At 55.5% G+C, this 21145-nt stretch carries 15 protein-coding genes; 4 read left to right on the plus strand and 11 right to left on the minus strand.

Going from position 1 to position 21145, the window contains the following annotated elements:
* Positions 1-19: 19 nt before the first annotated feature.
* From C4S59_RS07600 to katG, 8 genes are all read right to left on the minus strand, one after another.
* Entirely contained in the window at positions 20-1111 is a 1092-nt protein-coding gene (locus C4S59_RS07600; protein WP_160006792.1) for a BamA/TamA family outer membrane protein, read from the minus strand.
* The gene (locus C4S59_RS07605) at positions 1111-1977 is read right to left on the minus strand and encodes an efflux RND transporter periplasmic adaptor subunit (protein WP_103909866.1); all 867 of its coding nucleotides are present in this window, start codon (positions 1975-1977) and stop codon (positions 1111-1113) included. The genes C4S59_RS07600 and C4S59_RS07605 overlap by 1 nt, the downstream gene beginning before the upstream one ends.
* Positions 1978-3504, minus strand: a complete 1527-nt coding sequence (locus C4S59_RS07610) for a TolC family protein (protein WP_146064517.1) — start codon at positions 3502-3504, stop codon at positions 1978-1980. It abuts the gene before it with no gap.
* A gap of 185 nt (positions 3505-3689) precedes the next feature.
* Complete coding sequence (locus C4S59_RS07615; RefSeq protein WP_103909868.1) at positions 3690-4133, minus strand: c-type cytochrome; 444 nt, start codon at positions 4131-4133, stop codon at positions 3690-3692.
* A 2-nt stretch (positions 4134-4135) separates the two neighbouring features.
* Positions 4136-4711, minus strand: a complete 576-nt coding sequence (locus tag C4S59_RS07620; protein WP_103909869.1) for a Tll0287-like domain-containing protein — start codon at positions 4709-4711, stop codon at positions 4136-4138.
* A 45-nt stretch (positions 4712-4756) separates the two neighbouring features.
* Positions 4757-6256: an ammonia-forming cytochrome c nitrite reductase subunit c552 gene (locus C4S59_RS07625; protein ID WP_200813181.1), complete on the minus strand. Its 1500-nt coding sequence runs from the start codon at positions 6254-6256 to the stop codon at positions 4757-4759.
* A gap of 3 nt (positions 6257-6259) precedes the next feature.
* Positions 6260-8248 carry an FAD-dependent oxidoreductase gene (locus C4S59_RS07630; protein ID WP_103909870.1) on the minus strand — a complete coding sequence of 663 codons (1989 nt, stop codon included), beginning with the start codon at positions 8246-8248 and terminating at the stop codon, positions 6260-6262.
* 334 nt (positions 8249-8582) lie between these two features.
* The gene (gene katG, locus C4S59_RS07635; protein WP_103909871.1) at positions 8583-10808 is read right to left on the minus strand and encodes a catalase/peroxidase HPI; all 2226 of its coding nucleotides are present in this window, start codon (positions 10806-10808) and stop codon (positions 8583-8585) included.
* 161 nt (positions 10809-10969) lie between these two features.
* Here katG and C4S59_RS07640 point away from each other — a divergent pair, with 161 nt between their 5' ends.
* A complete protein-coding gene (locus C4S59_RS07640; protein WP_103909872.1) occupies positions 10970-11866 on the plus strand; it encodes a hydrogen peroxide-inducible genes activator in 897 nt (298 codons plus the stop codon).
* A gap of 2 nt (positions 11867-11868) precedes the next feature.
* Here C4S59_RS07640 and kynU read toward each other — a convergent pair whose 3' ends face one another.
* Positions 11869-13062, minus strand: a complete 1194-nt coding sequence (kynU, locus tag C4S59_RS07645) for a kynureninase (RefSeq protein WP_103909873.1) — start codon at positions 13060-13062, stop codon at positions 11869-11871.
* A gap of 345 nt (positions 13063-13407) precedes the next feature.
* Between kynU and dctP the strand changes: the two genes are divergently transcribed.
* The 3 genes from dctP to C4S59_RS07660 all read left to right on the plus strand — a co-directional run bounded on the left by dctP (position 13408) and on the right by C4S59_RS07660 (position 17264).
* Positions 13408-14505, plus strand: coding sequence for a TRAP transporter substrate-binding protein DctP (dctP, locus tag C4S59_RS07650; protein WP_234994708.1), 1098 nt, complete (start codon positions 13408-13410; stop codon positions 14503-14505).
* 91 nt (positions 14506-14596) lie between these two features.
* Entirely contained in the window at positions 14597-15904 is a 1308-nt protein-coding gene (locus C4S59_RS07655; RefSeq protein WP_103909874.1) for a TRAP transporter small permease subunit, read from the plus strand.
* Positions 15905-15908: 4 nt separating this feature from the next.
* Positions 15909-17264: a TRAP transporter large permease gene (locus tag C4S59_RS07660; RefSeq protein ID WP_103909875.1), complete on the plus strand. Its 1356-nt coding sequence runs from the start codon at positions 15909-15911 to the stop codon at positions 17262-17264.
* Between the two features lie 20 nt (positions 17265-17284).
* On the opposite strand, the gene C4S59_RS07665 is transcribed toward C4S59_RS07660, so the two are convergent.
* The gene (locus C4S59_RS07665; RefSeq protein WP_103909876.1) at positions 17285-19921 is read right to left on the minus strand and encodes an AAA family ATPase; all 2637 of its coding nucleotides are present in this window, start codon (positions 19919-19921) and stop codon (positions 17285-17287) included.
* The gene (locus tag C4S59_RS07670; protein WP_160006795.1) at positions 19918-21063 is read right to left on the minus strand and encodes a metallophosphoesterase family protein; all 1146 of its coding nucleotides are present in this window, start codon (positions 21061-21063) and stop codon (positions 19918-19920) included. The genes C4S59_RS07665 and C4S59_RS07670 overlap by 4 nt, the downstream gene beginning before the upstream one ends.
* Between the last annotated feature and the right edge of the window lie 82 nt (positions 21064-21145).

Below are 21145 nucleotides of genomic sequence, written 5' to 3' on the forward strand. Positions count from 1 at the left end.
CAAAACCGGCCCGGGCCAGTTAAAAACTGGCGGTAAATTGAAACGAAAACCGTTCCAGATCGTCATCGTCGTTGTAACTGATTGGCTCAGCGACCGAGGCACGCAAGCGGCCATGATTTGAAGACCAGATCAAAGACAGTCCGGTCGAACTGCGCAGATCATAGTCGTCATCAATGACACCATCTGATGCGAGATCACCCAGATCCCAAACACTTCCCGCATCAACAAATGCGCCGACAGCCATACCCGGACGTGGAAGCGGCGCCATCAATTCAACGGTACCGGCCACGTAACGTGTTCCGCCGAGGGCATCATCGGTCACAGGATCAATCGGGCCAGTGGCCCCCCAGGCAAACCCACGCGGCAGATCGGAATTAGAAAAAATTCGGTCCAGCACATGAATGCGGTTTTCATCCGATTTGGATCGCACCGCTCCACCGCCCAATCCCACGAACAAAACGCTCTGACCGAACGCGCCAACAGTTGTTTCGCCACGCACGTTGTAGCTGGACCAGTCGCGATAATCTTCGTTGCTAAACGTGGTGGCAATACCAAGACTTAGGACCGACCCCGTTTGCAAAACCTCAGCACGATCCTTGTCAGACCATGTCAGCTGGGCTTCAAGTCCGTACGCTTCGCTTGAACCCAAATCGTCCACAATGATAGCCGAAAGGCCGTCGTCTGCATTGTTCAGACTGTCATGTCTGAAAAAGGCGCCAGCATACCACGACAACATTTCGGTAGGATTACCTCCGACGCCGAAATTGAATTCGTAGTTTTCGGTCTGGTACGGGTTCACGTCCCAGTCTGAGACGCTCGCCTTTAACCCGAACTGCAAAGACGTTTCACGACCCAGCGCTGTTTCCCCCAGCCCGTAAACTGTACTTAGGCCCGCGTTCCATTCTTCACCGTTCTCGCCACTACGAAAGCCCAACCGTGCTTGCGTCGTCTCGTTGAACAGATCGTTAAATTCCAGCCCCAGATTACCCGTCGCGCCGTAACGATTGGAAAAACTTACACCGGCAACCAAGGCCCCCTCAGCCGCAAAAACCGGGAAAGACAGTCCGACAAGCGCACCACACGTGATGAATGATTTGCTGACAAAGCCCATTAGGATCCCCCGTTCCCCATAATGCATTTGCTCCCTGGAAGCACCTCGGGTGCGTCCAGTTTGAAGAACACGCTAATTGTATTGGATGCCAGATCAGCCACTTGCGACGCGTAATCGAAATTCACCGCAACCGGGGTCGTGTCGTTATTTACAAGGATTGAAAATTGGTCGCGCCCCACAAAATCTGCCAACGCTTCAGAGGGAACATAGGCCTCAACACGCAAGGGCTGATTGACGTAAATCGTCACAACAGGTTTCTGTCCAACGGCCTCGCCGGGATCGATCAGATCTTCGCCCAACACGCCTGAAACGGGGCTGCTGATCACCGTTTCCTGCAAAAGCGCGCCTACCCGCTGCTCTTCCAATCTCGCCAAAGCCAACAGCTCTTTTTCCTTTGAGATATCAGCTTCAGCCAAGGCAAGATCTAATTGGGCGGCCTCATATTCGGCAGCGCTGACAGCCTTTTGCCGATATGCGCGTTCCAGACGGTTTGCTTTTGCAGCCAGACCATCCCGACGCGTTTCTGCAGCGCGCAAATTCTGGACGGCCTCTGATTTGGCCAAAGCCAAAGCATATTCAGCCCGCAGCAATGTATCGTCCATTTTAACCAAAGGATCGCCGACCGCGACCTGATCTCCGGGATTTGCGTAAACTTCGGCGACAACACCACTCACAGGCGCGGAAAGCTCGACCACGCGCAACGGTTTGATGGTGCAATTAATTGGAAGGCTATCCGCCCGCCCAGCCCGGGCGGCAAACGCCTCAGGGGAAAGTATGCCACCTTCTTGTGCAGTTACGCTGACCGGACAAAAGACGATGGCGATGGCACCGACAATTCTACGTCCCAATGACACTAGATTCAGCATTTAGAACCCCTGCCTTAGATCGACCCCCGTCAAGTACTGTAACTTGAGCCACGTGCGCACGTATTCCGCCTGATAGAAGGCGCGCCGTTCATTCACCTGCGCCAAACGAATTTCCCGTGCGGACACTGCAAGATCGATGCTTTCACCGGCCGCAACTCGACGACGTTCGGAATTCACAGCAGACGTGGCCTGACGTGCCGCAGTCGACGCTTGGGACATAGCTTTGGACAGTTCACCCAAGCGAGCATGGGCCGCTCGGATGTCTGTTTCAAGCTGTCGTTCGAGCGAATAGTACTCCAACGCTTTTTGCCGAAGTTTGATGGACGACGTAGATGTCGCATACCCTGTTCCACTGGCATTGAACAAAGGAATGCTAAGCTGCACGCCGACGACCTGATCTTGCGTTTTGGAGCCGCCGCCAAAGCGGCTCGCATCACGGGTTTCCTGTTCTAGGGTCGCATAGGCTTCCAATACAGGTGAGAAGTCAGCTGCAATTGCCTGCTTTCGTTCAATATCCGACCCTACAACGCTGAGCGCAGCAGACATCATTTTCGGATTCTCACGAAGCCCTTGCTCAACGAGCGTCTCAACGTTCTGACGGCGTTCGGTACCAATGGCTCCGCTCGGTACATTGAAGTTCTCAACGTCACGAACAACAACACCGGTCAGCATCGAGAGTTGTCCAAGCGCCCCGGAATAACGTGCTGCCTCCAGGGCTTCTTCAGACGCAAGACTAGAACGTTCCGAACGTAGCGCATCGGGTTCGCCTATTTGGGCCAGACCAGTATCCGACAACACGTTTTGCGAAGATACCTGACGATCCAGTAGCCGCATACGTTCACGAAGCGCACGAGACCGTGCCTTGGACTGCGTTGCTGTTACGTAAGTATCCAGAACCTCATAGACTACATCCCGCACGGTTCCGACGTAGTCGATTTCGGCCTGGGAACGCGCATTGCTGGCGTAGGTTATCGCGAAAATTCGGCTGAGATCGAAGATCGGCTGTTCGATCCGCGCGGACAATACGGTTACGGGATACTGAGCCTGACCTTCTTGGAAGACCACGTTGTCTGTTTCAATAACCTGTTGGTCCACCTGATCTTGGGTGTAGGACAGGGACACTTGTGGCAAATAACCAAAAATCGCATTCAGACGCTCTGCATCAGCCAGCGAAATCCCGTCAGCAGCGGAGCCGATCCTCGAATTCCGCTCGAGCGCAGCATTGATCAGGGAAGCGGCTGAAGACGCACCATTGGGTGTCGACATTTCACCAAAGGCAGCTTCGCGTTGATCCGCCGTTTTGCCTCGATCCAGTGCCTTAGCGAGGCGCTGATCAGCTTTCGCCGATTTCTCGGCGCCCAAGCCTTCTGAAAGAAGCGCGGCCAGCCTTTCTGGTTCTGCTTCTTTTGAACACGCCGACAACAACGCCGAACACAAAACCGCACAGACCGCTTTGCTGGTGAAATTCATAACCCCTCGCCATCCCCCGATTGGCATATTTTGATGCAAGCTTAACGAAGCGCACACTATATGCAATTTTATATCTCAATTTTCTGATCTTTTTTTATAAGATTTCGGAAATCAAGCGTTTAAAATCGTCTAGCAAGCATTCGGAAGATCGGATGTGCGAAAAGTCACATACGAGATAAATAAAAAGAAAAAACAGTGTGTTCCGGGTGTGATTTTACAACGTTACCTCAGAGAACGAACGATCACTGAGGCAACTGCGCAAGAAAGTCCAAAGCAGGGTCAACGCCGCCACTGACCCAAACCATAAAGGCCACGGCGAGCTTTACTTGTTCGTCCGTCAGGGATTCGTTTCCGCCGCGCGCTGGCATTTCCATGTATTTGGGGCCGACAAATCCGTTTAAGGCGTGATCGACTAGAACATCCATGCCTTGATCTATCCGCGCATTCCAAGCCTTGGTCGAGGTGATTTTGGGCGCGCCGGTGTATTTGTTTCCGCCGTGACAGTTCTGACATGTCCCGCCCCAAACATCCCGACCCTTTGCGAGCAAGGGATCGTCGGGTACAGGCAACTGCTCCACCTTGACCAGCCCATCCAAGCCGTCCGGCGACGCAACGCCTGTTTCGGCGGATGCCAAGGCACCGCCGAAACACGTTACGCACAAGAAGGCGTAAATCGATAAACGCATAATCAGTCCATCGGAATGCGGATCACGACACCGCCCATGACATCACCGCCTTCAAAGTCGGTGCGGGGGCTGTCTTTGTGTTCGTTGTGGCACTTCGAGCAAGCCTCGGCCACGGCGATATCCGGATAAACAGCTGTGAAGTATTCCTGACCGCCCAGTTCTTCGGTGCCATAGAAGTTTTCGCCGATGTTCTCTGCGATGTACTCAAGACCTTCGATTTCCAGAGGTGTCGTGGGCGCGTTCTGTTTGTTGATCGGCCACAGCGACAGAAGCGAATAGGAAAACGCATCTGTTTCTTCCGCCACCATTTCAGAGCCGAAGCGGAACATCTGTGCCGGCAGAACCAGCGCTTTATCGTCTTCAAAGTGCTCGGATGCTGTGATGACTTTTTCCTGCACCGCGAGACGGTTCACGATCATACGGGTATAGACCGTACGGTCCGAGCTCATCACCAGATGCAGAAGGTCGGATACCGTTTGATAGTCCAGACCTTCTTCTGCGGTTGCCGGTTGCGTTGCGCCCAAAGCCAGCGCACCGCCCAGAACTGCGGCTTTCAATTTTCCGAATTTAGAATACATAATGGTCTCCTGTGACCTGTTGGTTGCAGTGATGTGGACAGCCGGTCATTGATTGGCGTCGGTCGCCGGCTGTTCCACACGTTTCAACGCCCAATCGATGCTTTCGATGTGGCGCATGGGTTGACCCGAGAAATTGTTGGCAATCAGTGCAGGATCGGCCAAAGCGTCGATCGCAAAGCCCAGGCCATGGCAGGACATGCAAGTCGCGCGGATCATTTTCTCGTTCGGGCGTAGGGTGTCGTTCTGATTGTGGTTCGTCAGAACCTTGCCGCCTTTTTCCGTCTGCGGCATGTGGCAGGTCGCGCATGTCACACCTGAACCAGCCGGACCATCGCCAGCCAGCTCAGCAGACCACAGCGCGAAATGCGGACTGCTTTTGTAAGACAGGCTATGATCGTCGTTGTGGCACGTCAGGCAGGCTTCGACGGCGGTGAAGTTCACGTTCTCAGAGTGCGGGTTGTGGCAGCTGGTACATGTCACATCTTGTCCCATCGCCTCCGGATGAAGGGAAACACGCGCCTCGGACGTCGACATCATCGCGGGTGGCGCAGGATCGTCCAGATAGGTTTCGATGGCCGAGACCAGCGTTTCTGGCGGGTTCTTGATCCCGATGGCTTTCAGGGCAGATTTGGCCTTGCGCGGTTTTGCGATCTCGGGGTGGCGGCGCATCCCGTGACGACCGAGCGCAAAGGTCTGCGACGCGGCGCGATGGCAATCTATGCAGACGGCTTCTGTTGGTGCGGCGATCCACTGTTCGTCGATTTGCTCGGCCGTCTCGGCCTCGGCGGCATGGCAACTTGCACAGCCGACTTCGTTTGCAGCGTGCACCGTTGCGGCCCAATCGTGTTCAATATCCGCATCCCGTGCGCTTTCGATCGCGTCAAGCGAGGCAAGGTACATCGAAATCTCATCCTCGCCACTGCGCGGACGGTCTCGTGCCAACGCGGCTGCTGCGACCTTGGGTTCAGGATGAAGCCAGTCTTCATTGCCGTGCTTCACGAGGAAATCTTCATAAAGCGCACGATTGTCGTGGAAATTATGGCAGCCCGCAGATGCGCAAGTCTCATACCCTAGATCCGCATGGCTTTCGCGGTTCTTGCGCACATCTTGTTCGCCTTCGGAATGGCAGGCCACACAGAAATCACCAGCCAACGTGACCATGCCCGGCAAGGTGTCTTCGGGTTGGTGCTCAAGGTGGCAGGAGGTACAGAACCGCGCATCGATCTTTTCCCAATACGCCGCCATCCGCGGATTTTTGAACTTCTTAATCGGATGACTGTCGTTGGCGTCCTTCAACTCGTCCTTATGGCAGGTGACGCAGGTCTTGTTCAGATCCTTGGTAATCTTCGAAACATCTGAGAAATCAGGCGATGTGTGGCAAGTTTCACAGGCCACTTCGAACTGATGGTGAACACCTGTCGTTTCCCCCGGAAGAAACGCCGTCCGATCCCCGGAAACATAAAGCGCCCGCGCGCCAATCGCGGCCACGAACAACGTCAGGAATGCCCACAAGGCCCAGAAAAGATATGTGCGGTTCAGTTTCATAAATCAGTACGCGTAGATCACAAGGACATGCAGAAGGATCAGGACGGGCAACGGCCAGATCGCAAGGATATGACCCCAAGTCGGTAGACGCCGTACAGGTTTGCGCGCCGTGCCGATACGCTTGGCGCGCAGCGCATGATCGCCACCGGTCGCGAGCCCTGCGGCCGCCCCCAGTATCAGCGTCAGGATAAAGGTGATCCCCAACAAGAAGTTCAGGTTGGACCCAAGCCGGAAACCGGTATGCGCAAAGAAGCCGGCGACCGCCAAAAGGCCAATTCCCAGATGCACCAACCGCCAGCCGTCGTACCCACCGAAACGGTCGAAAAACCGGATACGTTTCCGCAACCCGATCAGCATCGCGGCCAGCATCACACCAAGAAGGATGAACCCGCTCCATTGTTTGACGATGTTGTCCCGCCAAAGCCATGTGCGCAGGCTGTCTGCATCATAGCTGGCAGGCAACGGCACGGCGCCGATCAGGATCGGGATCAAAGCCATCAGAACGGCCACAGCGGAAATCGCAATCAACGGTTTGGAAAAGCTGACCGGTTTGGGTGGCGCACCGGCATCGATCAACTCGGCCAGAACAGGCCGACAGGTGCCGCACACGGTCCCTGCCCCTGTTTGCACGCCAATCTCGTCCTCGCTGCCTGCGCCATTTGAAATCGCCGCTCGGATTTGCCCGCAGCTCACCCCTGTGCAGTTACAAATCGTAGCACTATCCGGCAGATCAGATGCCTCGGGCTCGAGCGCTGACCAGAACGAACCTTCTTTATAAAACCGGAAGTTCATCCACGGATAAACAACCGCGCCGCTTTGAACAGCATCCTGAACACGGCTGACCTGATCCCAAGCGCCAATGGCAATGGCACCGACCAGTTTACCGCGTTCGATGAAAATCCGGCGATAGCTGTCGCCATCCCGCCAGACATGGCTTTTCACGTTCGGACGGGTTTCAAGCTGTTCCACATCGCCCGCAGAAAACACATCCGCGCCGATGACTTTCAGCTTTGTCGCCCCGATGTGCCCATGGAATTCTGCGGCCTCGCCATCAATCGTTTTCGCGGCAACTTCGGCCTGCGCATACCCCGGCCCGACAAGGCCGTACATCCGGCCATCATGTTGCGCGCATTCACCGACGGCATAGATATCCTCGTCCGAGGTTTGCATCTGATCGTTGACGCGAATGCCACGGTTAAAGGCCAGACCGGAATTTTGCGCCAGGCCCACGTTTGCGCGGACACCAGTGCAGATCACGACTGTATCGCATTCGATCCGCGTTCCATCCCCAAGACTGACGGCGGAAACACGGGTTTCGCCTTCGATCTCGGACACAGGCACACCGGTTTTCACCGCGACGCCGATTTTCTGAATGCGTTTTTTCAGAAGCTCGCCTGCCTCGACATCCAACTGACGGGGCATCAGGCGGCCTTCGTGTTCGATGACCGTCACATTGCACTGGCGTTTTTGCAATCCACGCGCGGCCTCTAGCCCCAACAGGCCACCGCCGATAATCACGACATTCCGCGCAGAAAATGACCGCGCCAAAAGCGCAGAGGCATCGTCGGCGGTTCTAAAGGTGAAAACGCCTGGCAAATCCTTGCCCTGAATGCCCGGAACAAAGGCCGAAGAACCGGTCGCCAGAACAAGCTTGTCATAGGGCCAGCTTGATCCATCCCCTGTCACGACCTCTTTCTTGTCGCGATCAATCCGCATCACGCGCATGCCGGTCAACACCGCCAATGAGCCGTCCACATCCGAAATGTCGTCCAGCTCAATTTCGCCGAACTGGACATCCCCGCCCAATAAGGGCGTCAAACGGACACGGTTATAAGGTTTGTGCGCTTCATCGCTAAGCAAAGTTACGGAATGCCCTGACTTCGCTAGCAATTGTCCGGTTCTTACACCAACGGGCCCACCGCCGACGACAATGATGCGTTCCTTGCCGGTGTCCGGTTCGATGTAGGTTGCGTGGTTCTCAGCTGCCTGCATATCTCATACTCAAAGCAAAAAATCCCCATGGCAGAAGCCATAAGAAAGGAGCGTCTTTGCTCTGATGTACTTGGCGCTGTCATGAACGCCGGATGCAGACACCGTTGCCCGCACGATCATGGAAGTACGGGATCCGTTTTGATGTCAAAATTAATGCTGCACCTGCACTGAATATTTCCAGAAATGCGACACATATCCTCGCAGGTGCCTATAAATACGTCAGTTTATGAGCGGCAGTTCCGCTTCTGCAGGTGCAAAATTTTTCTTAATTCTGACGAAAAACAAAAAACGCGCCCCCGAAGGGACGCGTTATAACCGGGGACTTATTCGGGATTTACGCCAGATCGAAACGGTCCGCGTTCATGACTTTGGTCCATGCGGCAACAAAGTCAGCGACGAACGCATCTTGCGCTTTGTCACATGCGTAAACTTCTGCCAGAGCACGCAACTGGGAATTCGAACCGAAGACCAGATCGACACGTGTGCCGGTCCATTTTTCTTCTCCGGTTGCGCGGTCCTTGGCCACGAACTCTGTTTCTTCGGGGTTGGTGGCTTCCCACTTCACGCCCATGTCCAGCAGATTAACGAAGAAGTCTGTCGACAACGTGCCCGGACGGTTTGTCAGAACACCGTGCTTGGTGCCGTCCTGAGTGATACCGAGCGAACGCAGGCCGCCCAGAAGAACAGTCATTTCAGGCGCCGTCAGCGTCAGAAGCTGAGCACGGTCCACCAGCAGCTTTTCAGCAGGAACGGTGAATTCCTTTTGCTGGTAATTACGGAAACCATCTGCGACGGGCTCAAGAACGCCGTAGGATTCAACGTCTGTCATCTCTTGCGTCGCATCAACACGGCCCGCTGTGAACGGAACAGTGATGTTGTGACCCGCTTTCGCAGCCGCAGCCTCAATCGCAGCACTACCGCCAAGGACGATCAGATCAGCGATCGAGACCTGCTTGTCACCAGCAGAGGCGTTGAAGTCGGACTGGATGCCTTCCAGAACCTTCAAAACCTTTGCGGTTTGCGCAGGGTTATTGGCTTCCCAGTCTTTCGCAGGTGCCAGACGGATGCGTGCACCGTTTGCACCACCACGGTTGTCCGAACCACGGAACGTCGAAGCAGACGCCCATGCGGTGAAGATCAGTTCTTCTGCGCTCAGACCGGAATCCAGCAGCTTTGCTTTCAGGTCAGCAACGTCTTTGTCGTCGATCTGCGCATAGTCTGCTTCCGGAAGCGGATCCTGCCACAGCAGGTCTTCTGCCGGTGCTTCTTTGCCCAGATACGTGGACTTCGGACCCATGTCGCGGTGCGTCAGCTTGAACCAAGCGCGAGCAAAGGCATCTGCAAACTCTTCAGGGTTCTTGTGGAACCGCTTGGAGATTTCCAGATACGCAGGGTCTGTGCGCAGCGCGATGTCGGTGGTCGCCATCATTGTCGGAACACGCTTGCCTTCGGTGTGTGCCGCCGGTGCAAGGTCTTCGTCCTTGACGTCGACAGCTTTCCACTGGTGTGCGCCTGCGGGGGACTTTGTCAGTTCCCACTCATAGCCGAACAGCATGTCGAAATAGCCGTTGTCCCAGACGGTCGGGTTCGGCGTCCATGCACCTTCCAGACCGGATGTAATTGCGTGGTCGCCTTTGCCGGACTCGAACGAGCTCATCCAACCCAGACCCTGCTCGGTGATGCCTGCGGCTTCCGGCTCGGGGCCGACCAGCGCGGCATCGCCCGCACCGTGGCACTTACCGAATGTGTGGCCGCCTGCGATCAGCGCAACGGTTTCTTCGTCATTCATCGCCATACGGCCGAACGTGTCACGGATGTCGTAGGCTGCGGCCTGCGGATCGGGGTTACCGTCCGGACCTTCGGGGTTCACATAGATCAGACCCATCTGAACAGCAGCCAGCGGGTTTTCCAGATCACGTTCACCGGAATAGCGGCTGCCTTCTTTGTCAGACGTTGCCAGCCATTCGGCTTCTGCGCCCCAATAGATGTCTTCTTCGGGTTCCCAGATGTCTTCACGACCACCGGCAAAACCGAATGTCTTGAAGCCCATGCTTTCCAGCGCGCAGTTACCTGCAAGGATCATCAGGTCTGCCCAGCTGATCTGGTTGCCGTACTTCTGTTTGATCGGCCACAGCAGACGACGCGCTTTATCAAGGTTGCCGTTGTCCGGCCAGCTGTTCAGCGGCGCAAAACGCTGGGTGCCGGAACGGGAACCGCCGCGGCCATCAGCCGTCCGGTATGTACCGGCCGAGTGCCACGCCATACGGATGAAGAACGGGCCATAGTGGCCATAGTCAGCCGGCCACCATTCCTGGCTGTCTGTCATCAGCGCGTAGATGTCCTGCTTCAGGGCATCGTAATCCAGCGCTTCGAATTCTTTTTTGTAATCGAAATCCTTCGCCATCGGATTCGACAGGTCAGAGTTCTGGTGAAGGATTTTCAGGTTCAGCTGGTTCGGCCACCAGTCGCGGTTGGAACGCACGCTGAAAGTTGTGTTGCTGGCTGTCGAGCCGTGCATGACGGGGCATTTGCCGCCGCTGGGGATATCATTTCCGTCCATGATGACCTCCGGATAGCTATAAAGCGAATTTCTAAAAACGATGGGATAAGCCACCGCGTATCGTAGGACACCGAGCATGCCCTGTCGAAGTGACAGTTACGTATCAAAGCGCTCCAATTAACAAAAGTTGTATTTTCTGATTGACGCGATAAGTTTGCCTGATGAAAGATGTGACCGTTAAACAGCTTAGATACTTCGAGGCTTTGATCGAACACGGTCACTTTGGTCGTGCCGCAGATGTCTGCGCGATCTCGCAGCCTGCGCTTTCCATGCAGATCAAGGAATTAGAGGAAACACTGGGCGCGCCGCTGTTCGAACGATCTGCCCGCCAGGTGCGTTTGACCCACTTCGGTGCAGCTGTGGCGGAACGCGCACGCGCCGTTCTCAGGTCTGTAGAAGAGCTTCAGGATCTTGCGCGGGTTTCCGCCTCGTCGGATTTGTCCGGTAGGATGCGGATCGGCGTGATCCCGACCATTGCGCCCTACCTTATTCCAAAGATTATCGGCAGGCTGACATTTGAACACGAAAATCTGGATGTTCGCATTCGGGAAACCCAAACCCAAAAGCTGGTTCAGGAGCTGACACAAGGCAAGCTGGACATGGCGATTGTGGCCCTGCCAGTGTCGGAACCGTCGCTGAATGAATTGCCGTTGTTCGAAGAGGATTTTGTGCTTGTCCGCCACAACAGCGATGCTGACAAACCTGTGCCCAGTGCCGAGAACCTGAACAAGATGCGGCTTTTGCTTTTGGAGGAAGGCCACTGCTTCCGCGATCAGGCGCTGTCGTTCTGCAAACTACAATCTACCCTACCCCGTGAACTACTGGACGGCAGTTCCCTGACCACCTTGGTACAGATGGTCGGCGCGGGTATGGGCGTCACCTTGATCCCGGAAATGGCAGTCCCGATTGAAACAAGATCGGCACCGGTCACGGTTCAACACTTTGCCGATCCAGTTCCAAAGCGGACCATTGGCATGGTCTGGCGTAAATCCAGTCCCTTGGCCAAACAGATGGAACAGATCGCAGACGTTGTGAAACGTGCAGCCGCAGTTGCCTGAGTTCAGGTCACTTTGGCCCGTGTCATAAACTTGGGATCATTCCAGGCATCCGTGTCCATGATTTCGCCCAGGATTTGTGCTGCTTTCCGCACATCATCCAAATCCAGATAAAGGGGCGTGAACCCGAAGCGCATGATGTTTGGTTCGCGGAAATCCCCGATCACACCTCGGGCAATCAGCGCTTGAATAGCGGCATAGCCGTTTTCAAACTTGAAAGAAACTTGCGACCCGCGAAGTGCAGGGTCACGCGGAGAGGCAAGCTCAAGATCAGGACAGCGTTTTTCAACCTCTTCGATAAAGCACTCGGACAAAGCGACCGATGCCTTTCGAAGGTCAGCCATATCCACCTCGTCCCAAACATCCAAAGCCGCATCCAGAATGGCCAGCTGGACAATCGGCGGTGTGCCCACCCTCATACGCTCGGTCCCGAAAGCCGGGCGATAGTCATGCTCCATCGCGAAAGGCGCGGCATGGCCCAACCATCCGGACAAAGCGGGTTGGATGTCTGCTACGATATCAGGCCGCACATAGATAAAAGCAGGCGCGCCCGGCCCGCCGTTCAAATATTTATAGCTGCACCCGACGGCGAACTCCGCTTGGCTGGCGGCCAAATCCACGGGCACTGCGCCCGCGCTGTGGGCAAGATCCCACAACATCACAGCCCCCGCGCTTTGCACAGCTTCGGTCACGGCCTTCATGTCGTACATCTGGCCGCTACGGTAATCGACATGGGTCAGCATGACGACGGCAGTGTCATCGTCAATCGCATCAAGCATTTCCGAATGTGTCACCGTTTTAAGCCGGTAACCCTGCCCGATCGTGTCGATCAAACCCTGCGCCATGTACAAATCCGACGGAAAGTTACCACTGTCAGACAGAATGGTTTTCCGGTCAGGGCGCATTTTCAACGCGGCTGCCAACGCCTGATAGACCTTGATCGACAAAGTATCGCCCGTCGCAACGCTGCCTTCTGGTGCGCCTATCAATCGGGCGATCCGGTTTCCGACCACACGCGGCAAATCCATCCACCCTGCACTGTTCCACGCACGGATCAGGTGTTGGCCCCATTCCTGATTGATCGTTTGCAAAGCCCGATCACTGGCCGCTTTTGGCAGAACACCAAGGGAATTGCCGTCCAGATAGATGATGTCTTCGGGCAAAACGAACAAATCTTTGCGCGGTAGAATCGTTGTCACGTCGGCCCCTTTTACAGTGTGTATCCAGCCACTTGGTCAGAACATTATGGTGTTTGATAACACCTTTATCGATTGAAGATCATAGCCACGCCTCAAGTTCAATCTGATTTCAAACCATGCCGATTGTGGATTTTTATCCAGTGTTTTCATTATCATGTATACAATTTTTATTCCGATTAGCGTTTTGTGTGCAATATAGTATTGCAAACCGCAGCGACGGTTCTACGCTTTGCATCAGGGAGGAGACCGTTCAACACACGCTGCATTGGGCACGCGTCCCTTTGGTGTGGCCGGTTCAGACTTGCGGATATCGCAGGTTCCTTCCGAAGTCAGGGAGGAGACATAATGACAAAACTTACCAACAGACGCATGGCGCTTCGCACGCTGGCAGGTGTGGGTGCTGCTGGTTTGGCCGCACCACATATCGCCACCGCTGCGGCGCACGGCACCAACTGGAAAATCCAGACAAGCTGGCCCGGCGGCGCAGGTCTGCAGATTTTCAAGGACTGGTGTGCGACCATTCAGGAAAAAACCGGTGGTGAGCTTAGCTTTACACCGTTCGGCGCAAACGACGTTGTGGGCGATTTCCAACTGTACGACGCGGTGAAAAACGGCGTTCTGGATGCTGTGAACCCGTTCACAATCTACGCTCAGGGCATCATCCCCGCGGCGGTGTTCCTGTCGTCGTTCCCGCTGGGTCTGCGGAACCCGCATGAATACGACGTGTTCTACTACGGCCTTGGCGGTCTGGACATTGCGCGCGAACTCTATGCTGCTCAGGGCATGCACTTTGTCGGTCCGGTACACCACGGCCCGAACATCATCCACTCCAAGGTTCCGATCCGCTCGGTCGATGACTTTGCGGGCCGCAAGATGCGCCTTCCCGGTGGTATGGTTGCGGAAATCTTTACCCAGCTTGGCGCGGAAACAACGGTTCTTCCGGGTTCGGAAATCTTCCCGGCTCTGGAAAAAGGCACCATCGACGTGGCTGACTATGTTGGTCCGGCGGTGAACTATGCTCTCGGCTTCAGCCAGGTGACCGACTACATCGTGATGGGCCCTCCGGGCTTTATGTCGGTCTACCAGCCGGTCGACATCATGGACATCACCGTGGGCAAAGCATCCTGGGATGCGCTGTCGCCCGAGATGCAGCAGTTCGTCGAAATGGAAACGCACGTTTATTCCGACATGCACCACGCCGCGATCCAGAAAGCCGACCAGGAAGCATGGGCCAAGTTCGAAGCAGACGGCACCGAGGTCACCCGCCTCAGCCAGGACGACGTCGAAATCATGACCGAAGTCGCCGTTCCGATCTGGTTCGATTACGCCAATCGCGACCCGCAGGCGGCGCGTGTTTTCAAAATCATCCTTGATTACATGCAGTCCGGTTCGCTTGGCTACGTTGATCCGGCCATGACCAACGGCCTGGAACTGAAGCTCTAAGGCTTATCCATACCTCGACGAAACCGTCCGACCCAGTGTCGGGCGGTTTTGCGACACCAACACTCCCCTACGGGACAAGGGACATGCACACATGCAAGGTCTGAGTTTTTCTCTGCCGCATTGGCTGTATTGGGTGGGGCTGATCGTCTTTCCCCTGATCGCCATGGCACTGGCCAAAAGGCCGAAAGTCACCAACAAGAAGTATTCGCTGCCGCTTGGATATATGATCCTTGTGACTGGCGGGATGATCGGGCTGCACCGGTTCTACGTCAAAAGCCTTCTGGGGCTGGCGTTTATACCGGTCTTTTTGATGATCCTCTTTTCCAACGCGGAAGGCCAGAAAGCCCGTAGCGTCGTATCGGACGTCTCGAACGAGGTGCGGATCGCGGAGCGGGTTCTGGATCGCGAAAAGCCCCGCGTGGATGAGGCCATCGCAGAACTGGATGCCTTAAAAGCGGCGGCAGCAGAAAAAGAAGAAGGCTCGACCGCCCGTAAGATCGCTGATCGCCGCGTTGCCCGCGCCGAGGATACGATCGCCAAAGGACAAGAACGCATTGTCGAAGCCGAGGCGTCGATTGCCGAGATCGGGGACTCTTTGGGCGACGCGCAATCTAATCTGACGTTCTGGCGTAACGCATCCAAGTACGCGTTCTATCTGCTTCTGGCCGCTATGGCCATCGACGCATTGCTTTTGCCGGGTCTGATTGCCAAGGCCAATTCAAAACTCAGCTTCGAGAAAGAAAGCGAAAATGATCGTAAGCTGCGCGAAGCGGGCATCGGCACGATGGAGGAAGACAGCCGGTTCGCTGATAACTGGATAGACCGTCTGTGTCTCTATGCGGGTGAATTCACCGCCTATTGGGCGGTGATCGCGGTCTTCGTCTACTACTTTGAAGTCATCTCCCGCTACGTGTTTAACAGCCCGACAAACTGGGCGCACGAAGCGATGTATCTGATGTTCGGCATGCAGTACCTGATCGCCGGATCCTACGCGATGCTGACAGAAAGCCATGTGCGCGTCGACATCTTCTATGCCCCGTTGTCACAGAAGAAAAAAGCGTGGACCGATCTGGTGACATCCGTGTTCTTCTTCATCTTTGCAGGAACACTACTGGTCACAAGCTGGATCTTTGCGATGGACGCAATCTCGGTTCCGTCTGGCAATGGCCTGTTGTCGCAATGGGCACGCGGGGAAATCCCGACGTCCGAGATGCTGGCGAATTGGTCACTGACACAGTGGACCGATCCGAACATCCGCTGGGGTGAAATCAGCTTTAACGAATGGGAAGTGCCGTTGTGGCCCATGAAGTGGGTCATGGTGATTGGTGGCTTGCTCTTGGTCCTTCAGGGGGTCTCGAAACTGGGCAAGGACATCCGCACATTGGCGCGAGGAAACTGAACTTATGGGACTTGATATTAGCATTGAGCTTTTGACGCTCATTATGTTCGGAAGCCTTCTGGCGCTTCTGATGGCCGGCTTGCCGCTGGCTTTTGTGACCGGTGGCCTAGCCTGTGTGTTCTTGTTTGTCCTCGGGGATGAACGCGCCCTGAACATTGTGCCAAGCCGCATCTTCCCGCTGATGACCAACTATCAGCTATCCGCCATTCCGTTGTTCATATTCATGGCCGCCATGTTGGAAAGGGCGGGATTGATCAACGAAATGTTCGACGTGATCTACAAGGTTCTGGGCGGTGTTCGTGGTGGCCTTGCTGCGGCGACTGTTCTTGCCTCGACCGTTCTTGCGGCGATGGTGGGTGTGATCGGGGCTGCGGTTGTGACCATGGGGATTATCGCCCTGCCCGCCATGTTGAACCGTGGATACGATCCGAAGATCGCCATGGGATCGATCATGGCCGGTGGTACACTGGGCATCCTGATCCCGCCGTCCATTCTTGCGATCATCTACGCGGTGGTTGCGGAACAGTCGGTTGGTGAGCTGTTCATCGGAGCGGTTATTCCCGGTCTGATGTTGTCCGGCTTCTACATCCTGTATGCGGTCATCCGCTGTACGATCAATCCGGACCTTGGGCCTGCGATCCCTGTATCGGAACGCGTGTCCAATATCGAAAAGGTCCGCCTGATCGGACGCATGTCCGCCCCGATCGCGCTGATCGTTGTCGTTCTTGGTGTCATCTTCTCGGGTGTTGCGACACCTGTTGAGGCCGCCGGTATCGGTACCTTCGGTGCGTTCATCGTGGCAGCCATTCACCGCAAGCTGGATTGGCAGACGGTACGGGAGGCAAGCCTGACCACGCTCAAGGCATCGGCCATGGTGATCTGGATCATGTTCGGCGCGACGATCTTTGTGGGTCTTTACGTCCTCGAAGGTGGGCAGCAGTTCGTACAAGACAGCCTTGCAGCTACAGGTCTTGGCCCGTGGGGTATCCTGATCCTGATGCAGGTTCTGCTGGTGATCCTTGGTATGTTCCTTGACTGGGTTGGCATTCTGCTGCTCTGCGTTCCGATCTTTGTGCCGATCATCAAGGCGCTGGGCGCGCAGGCCTTCGGTCTGGAAAGTGCCGATGACCTCGTTCTGTGGTTCGGTGTGCTCTATCTGGTGAACATGCAGATGAGCTTCTTGTCTCCACCGTTCGGATACGCGCTGTTCTATCTCCGCGGGGTCGCACCGGCGGAAATCCCGATGAGCGACATCTTCAAATCCGCCCTTCCATTCCTAGCGCTTCAGTTGGTGGGCTTGGTGATTTGTATGTTGGTGCCCGAGGTCATCACTTGGCTACCAAACATCGTCTACGACTGATCTGAAAATGTATCAGCCCGTCAGTGAAGATCTTCGATCTGAATGACGGGCTGGTGCCCCCCCAACTGTGCAAAGGCCATCTGACGGCAAGTAAAGACCAGTATCTGCTGATCCAACGCCACTCGGTTCAGGGCAGTGAACATTCTGATAATGCGGTCATCATCAGAGAACACCAGCGCATCATCCAGAACCACCGGAACATGACGCCCCTGCCGCGCAAACAAACGCGCAAAGGCCAGCCGTGTCAGAATGGCGATCTGTTCTTGCGTACCACCAGACAGGCTATCCAGCCTCTCCTCATCACCATTGCGCGTCAGTACCTCTGGCATCACGGTATCACTGTCGAACTGAAGCGCCGCTTCGCCGTGAAGGATTTTCAGCAGCGGTTCGAGTTCTGCCTGAACCGGCCCGAAATAGGTCTCACGCGCTTGTTCCCGCATGGCATCCAACACGGTCAAAAGTTTGGTCAATGCCGCTGCTTCGTCTTCGAAACGCTGGACCCGCTGGCTGACACGCTCCAATCGCTCGGCTGTTTCATCGCGCTTTTCTTCGATCCCTTGACCAGCCTGCGCCTCAATCCGCGCGTTAAGATCAGTCTGACGCAATCCAAGCGCGGCACGCCGGTCGTTCGCAGCTTTCATCGCCGCCTCAGACCTTTGCAGATTTGCGCGCACGGTCAGGATATCTGCGGATTGTTTCCGCAAATCTTCAAGCATCTGCGTGGCCTCATTGGTCTTTTGGCTGGCCGTGGCCAAGTCCGATAGCATCTTGGATTTAAGTTCACTGCGCGCGGCTTCATCGCCCAGGTCATGATTGAAGCGATCAATGTTTTGCTGGCAAACATTGCGCTCTGCCCCCAATCGGATGACCGTTTCACGATGTTGATCGTAAGACGTTTGTGCGGCTGAACTGGCAACCTGCAAGGTATTCAAAGCGTCTTCGGATGACCTGAGAGCATGACGCGCCTCATCAACAGTGACGCCTTCACCGTCGTCAGCGTCCAATTCCTGCCCAAGCGCAGCAAGCTCTTTCACACGCGCATGAATGGCGTCGATCCCGTCCGGAGCAAGGGCGTTAAGAACCTGTTTTGCAGTTACTTTTCGCGCCTCGGCTTCTGATGCGTCCCGTAATGCATTTATTAGCTCATCCACTGACGACAGCGCGCAGTTGTCCAAGATGGCCTGCAACTCTGCGCGATTGCGTTCTAACGCCGTCCGAAGCTGTTCGGACCCGTCCTTGCCTGACGAGAAGACCAGCTTTGCCACGCCCGGAAACTCTATTTCCGATCCGTCGTGCAACGCGATCAACCCGTCCTGATCCACGGATTTTCCATCATGCATCGCCCGTTGATCAGATAAATATCTCAGTTTCAAACTTGGGGCCGTTGCCGCGATCACAGTTTCAGCGTGTAGGATATCGCGCGCCAAGCCTTCGGCGCGGGTAAGATCGGCTTTTGTCGCCTTGGTGGACTTCAAAACTGACTCGGCCTGACTTATCGCGTCCACGTGTTCCTTGGCTTGCTTCAGAACACTGTTCAAACGCACAAGCTCTTGTTCGGCTGATTTCCGCTTTTCACGTTTCAAAGCCTGATCCATCGCCTCGCGACGTTTCTGGATATCGGCCTGTCCTGCATCCAAAGCCTGACGCGCTTCGACCAATCGGGCCTTTGATGCGCTCTCTTGCTCGGACGCCTCTGCGATTTGAGCATTGAGTGATGCCAACTGGCTGACCGCCAAATCAAACTGCCGCGTCTTGTCATCGAAACCTGACAATTCGCGTGTGATCCGGTCTTGCTCCATTTGGCAGATTACTACTCTTTGCTGCGCCTCAGCGATCCTGCCTTCTTGCGCTTGGGCTTTCCCGAACTCCTGCTGCGCGGCATCCAGATCATCTGCCAAACGTTTGCGTGCGTCCGGATCGTTCAACCTGAAAAGCTCGGCTTCGACCTGCGCCCGTTCGCGTAGAGTTGACTGCAACACACTGCATTGCCCGGTCAGGGTTTCCAGCTCGCCCTGCAGTGCGGCCTGTTCATCCAGTGCCTGTTTCCATCCGCCAGTGGGCCGCCCCGTGGGCGTGGCGATCGCGCGCAGATCCGTTTCACAGTCTTTGCGGATACGGTCCATACGACGCCCGCCTGTGACCGCATCGATTTCCCCCATCACCGACGACATCAGATCGCGGCGCGCATCGGCCAGCTTCTTTTTCTCGCCCTGACTGGCATTTTCGGCCTCAAGCCCAAGAACACCCTGCCTGACCCAAAGCAAGCCCGCGGGCCCGCCATCGCCTTCGCCCAAAAGCCGTGTGACCCAAGCCTCGGCTTCCCCGTCCTGCGCGATCAACCGATTGGTCGCGCCATTAAACAGCGCCGCGCCCTTTTTGCTAAGAAACCGCTTTTCAAGACGATACAGCGCGCCATCATGTTCAAACTCGGCGGCTATCCGAAGGCCACCGCCCGACGGCGGCTGCATCGATTTGATGGTTTTGCCCGACGATGAATATTTCTCAAAAAACAACGCATGCAGCGCATCGAAGAACGTGGTCTTCCCAAACTCGTTCGCTTCCGACACAACGGTGATCCCGTCCCCGATACCGTCCAGACGGGCGGTCTTTCCGGCAAAACGGCGAATGTTTTCAAGTGTCAGGCTCCGCAGTTTCATGCCTCGCCCTCGGCATAGGAAAACAAGCGGGCCAAGGCCGAGGCTGCAATTTTATCTCCGCCCTCGGCCTCTTGGGCCAGCACATCGGCAGCATGCCGCAGCGCGCCGGTTGTGTCGATCTTATCCAGATCGGTCGTGTCCGGAAGAATGGACAGACCCGACATGTCCACTTCAAAATGAAGAAAATCAGGAGCGACTTTTTTAAATAGATCGATGGCGTCCTGCCGATGCCCGAGCGATTGCCGTCCGTTCATCACAACCTCGAAAAGATAGTGTTGGCGTTGATGCACGTCCGGGATTTGATCATGGAAGATCGACGAAAAATCGTCGGTTTCGGTCAGATCAATATCAAGGTGACGCCAAACAAGTTGGCCCAAGGGCACTTCTTCAACTTTAGCCGGCTGACCATGGGCGGAAATTTCCACCAGATTGCATCCGTCCGTTCGATGTTCTTTGAAACTGTCCGGCTCGGGCGTGCCTGAATACCATGTGTTTGGCGATACTTCGATCCGGCCATGCCAGTCGCCGATGGCAAGGTAATCCAGCTTGGCAGATGTGCTTCGATCCGGCGGGATCACCCCGCCGTTGGTGTCGCCTATGTCGTCGGAACTGCGGAAATCGCGGATACTGCCATGTGCAAGCCCGATACGGATCATGTCCCCCGTATCATGGTTTTCCATCCACGCGGTCAGATCACGGCCTGGATCGCGCGCTGTGCAAGGCGCCGGAAGAAGGACCGTTTGCGCATTCAAGGTGATCGCCTCGGCCTCGGTCGCCAGAAGCAAATTTTTGGGGGCATCCCGCCACAACACCCGCCAAAGTTCGGTCGCGGCCAGTGAATCGTGGTTCCCCGGCAGAATGACCCACGTCACATCAGGATACTTGGACACATCGTTCAACATTTGCCGGATCACACGAGGCGGCGGTGTTTCCGCGTCAAAGGTGTCACCGGCCAGCAAGACATGCGACGCTTGTCGTTCCTGCGCCAAAGACCCTAGTCGGGACACGATGGATTGACGGGTCACTTTCAAGGCCGCGCGAACGTCTTCATCAAAACGGCCGAATGGCTTGCCCAAATGCAGGTCTGAACTGTGCAGAAAGCGGATCACAATCAGCGCACCGGAATAACTGACAAGACGCAAACCGCGTTGATATAAAATTGTTTTCGCAAGGCCAGCCCAATCATTCGCATGGCCTGAAAATTTCACCTAGCCGTAGGCAGGT

The sequence above is a fragment of the Thalassococcus halodurans genome (genome assembly GCF_900108225.1).
Lineage (GTDB): Bacteria > Pseudomonadota > Alphaproteobacteria > Rhodobacterales > Rhodobacteraceae > Thalassococcus > Thalassococcus halodurans.

Bases quoted from the DNA above. Each gene is read 5' to 3' on its own strand.
- dctP (WP_234994708.1), top strand. From the start codon at position 13,408: ATGACAAAACTTACCAACAGACGCATGGCGCTTCGCACGCTGGCAGGT.
- C4S59_RS07625 (WP_200813181.1), bottom strand. From the start codon at position 6,256: ATGAAACTGAACCGCACATATCTTTTCTGGGCCTTGTGGGCATTCCTG.
- C4S59_RS07615 (WP_103909868.1), bottom strand. From the start codon at position 4,133: ATGCGTTTATCGATTTACGCCTTCTTGTGCGTAACGTGTTTCGGCGGT.
- C4S59_RS07600 (WP_160006792.1), bottom strand. From the start codon at position 1,111: ATGGGCTTTGTCAGCAAATCATTCATCACGTGTGGTGCGCTTGTCGGA.
- C4S59_RS07640 (WP_103909872.1), top strand. From the start codon at position 10,970: ATGAAAGATGTGACCGTTAAACAGCTTAGATACTTCGAGGCTTTGATC.
- C4S59_RS07655 (WP_103909874.1), top strand. From the start codon at position 14,597: ATGCAAGGTCTGAGTTTTTCTCTGCCGCATTGGCTGTATTGGGTGGGG.
- C4S59_RS07665 (WP_103909876.1), bottom strand. From the start codon at position 19,921: ATGAAACTGCGGAGCCTGACACTTGAAAACATTCGCCGTTTTGCCGGA.
- C4S59_RS07630 (WP_103909870.1), bottom strand. From the start codon at position 8,248: ATGCAGGCAGCTGAGAACCACGCAACCTACATCGAACCGGACACCGGC.
- C4S59_RS07660 (WP_103909875.1), top strand. From the start codon at position 15,909: ATGGGACTTGATATTAGCATTGAGCTTTTGACGCTCATTATGTTCGGA.
- C4S59_RS07620 (WP_103909869.1), bottom strand. From the start codon at position 4,711: ATGTATTCTAAATTCGGAAAATTGAAAGCCGCAGTTCTGGGCGGTGCG.
- katG (WP_103909871.1), bottom strand. From the start codon at position 10,808: ATGGACGGAAATGATATCCCCAGCGGCGGCAAATGCCCCGTCATGCAC.
- C4S59_RS07605 (WP_103909866.1), bottom strand. From the start codon at position 1,977: ATGCTGAATCTAGTGTCATTGGGACGTAGAATTGTCGGTGCCATCGCC.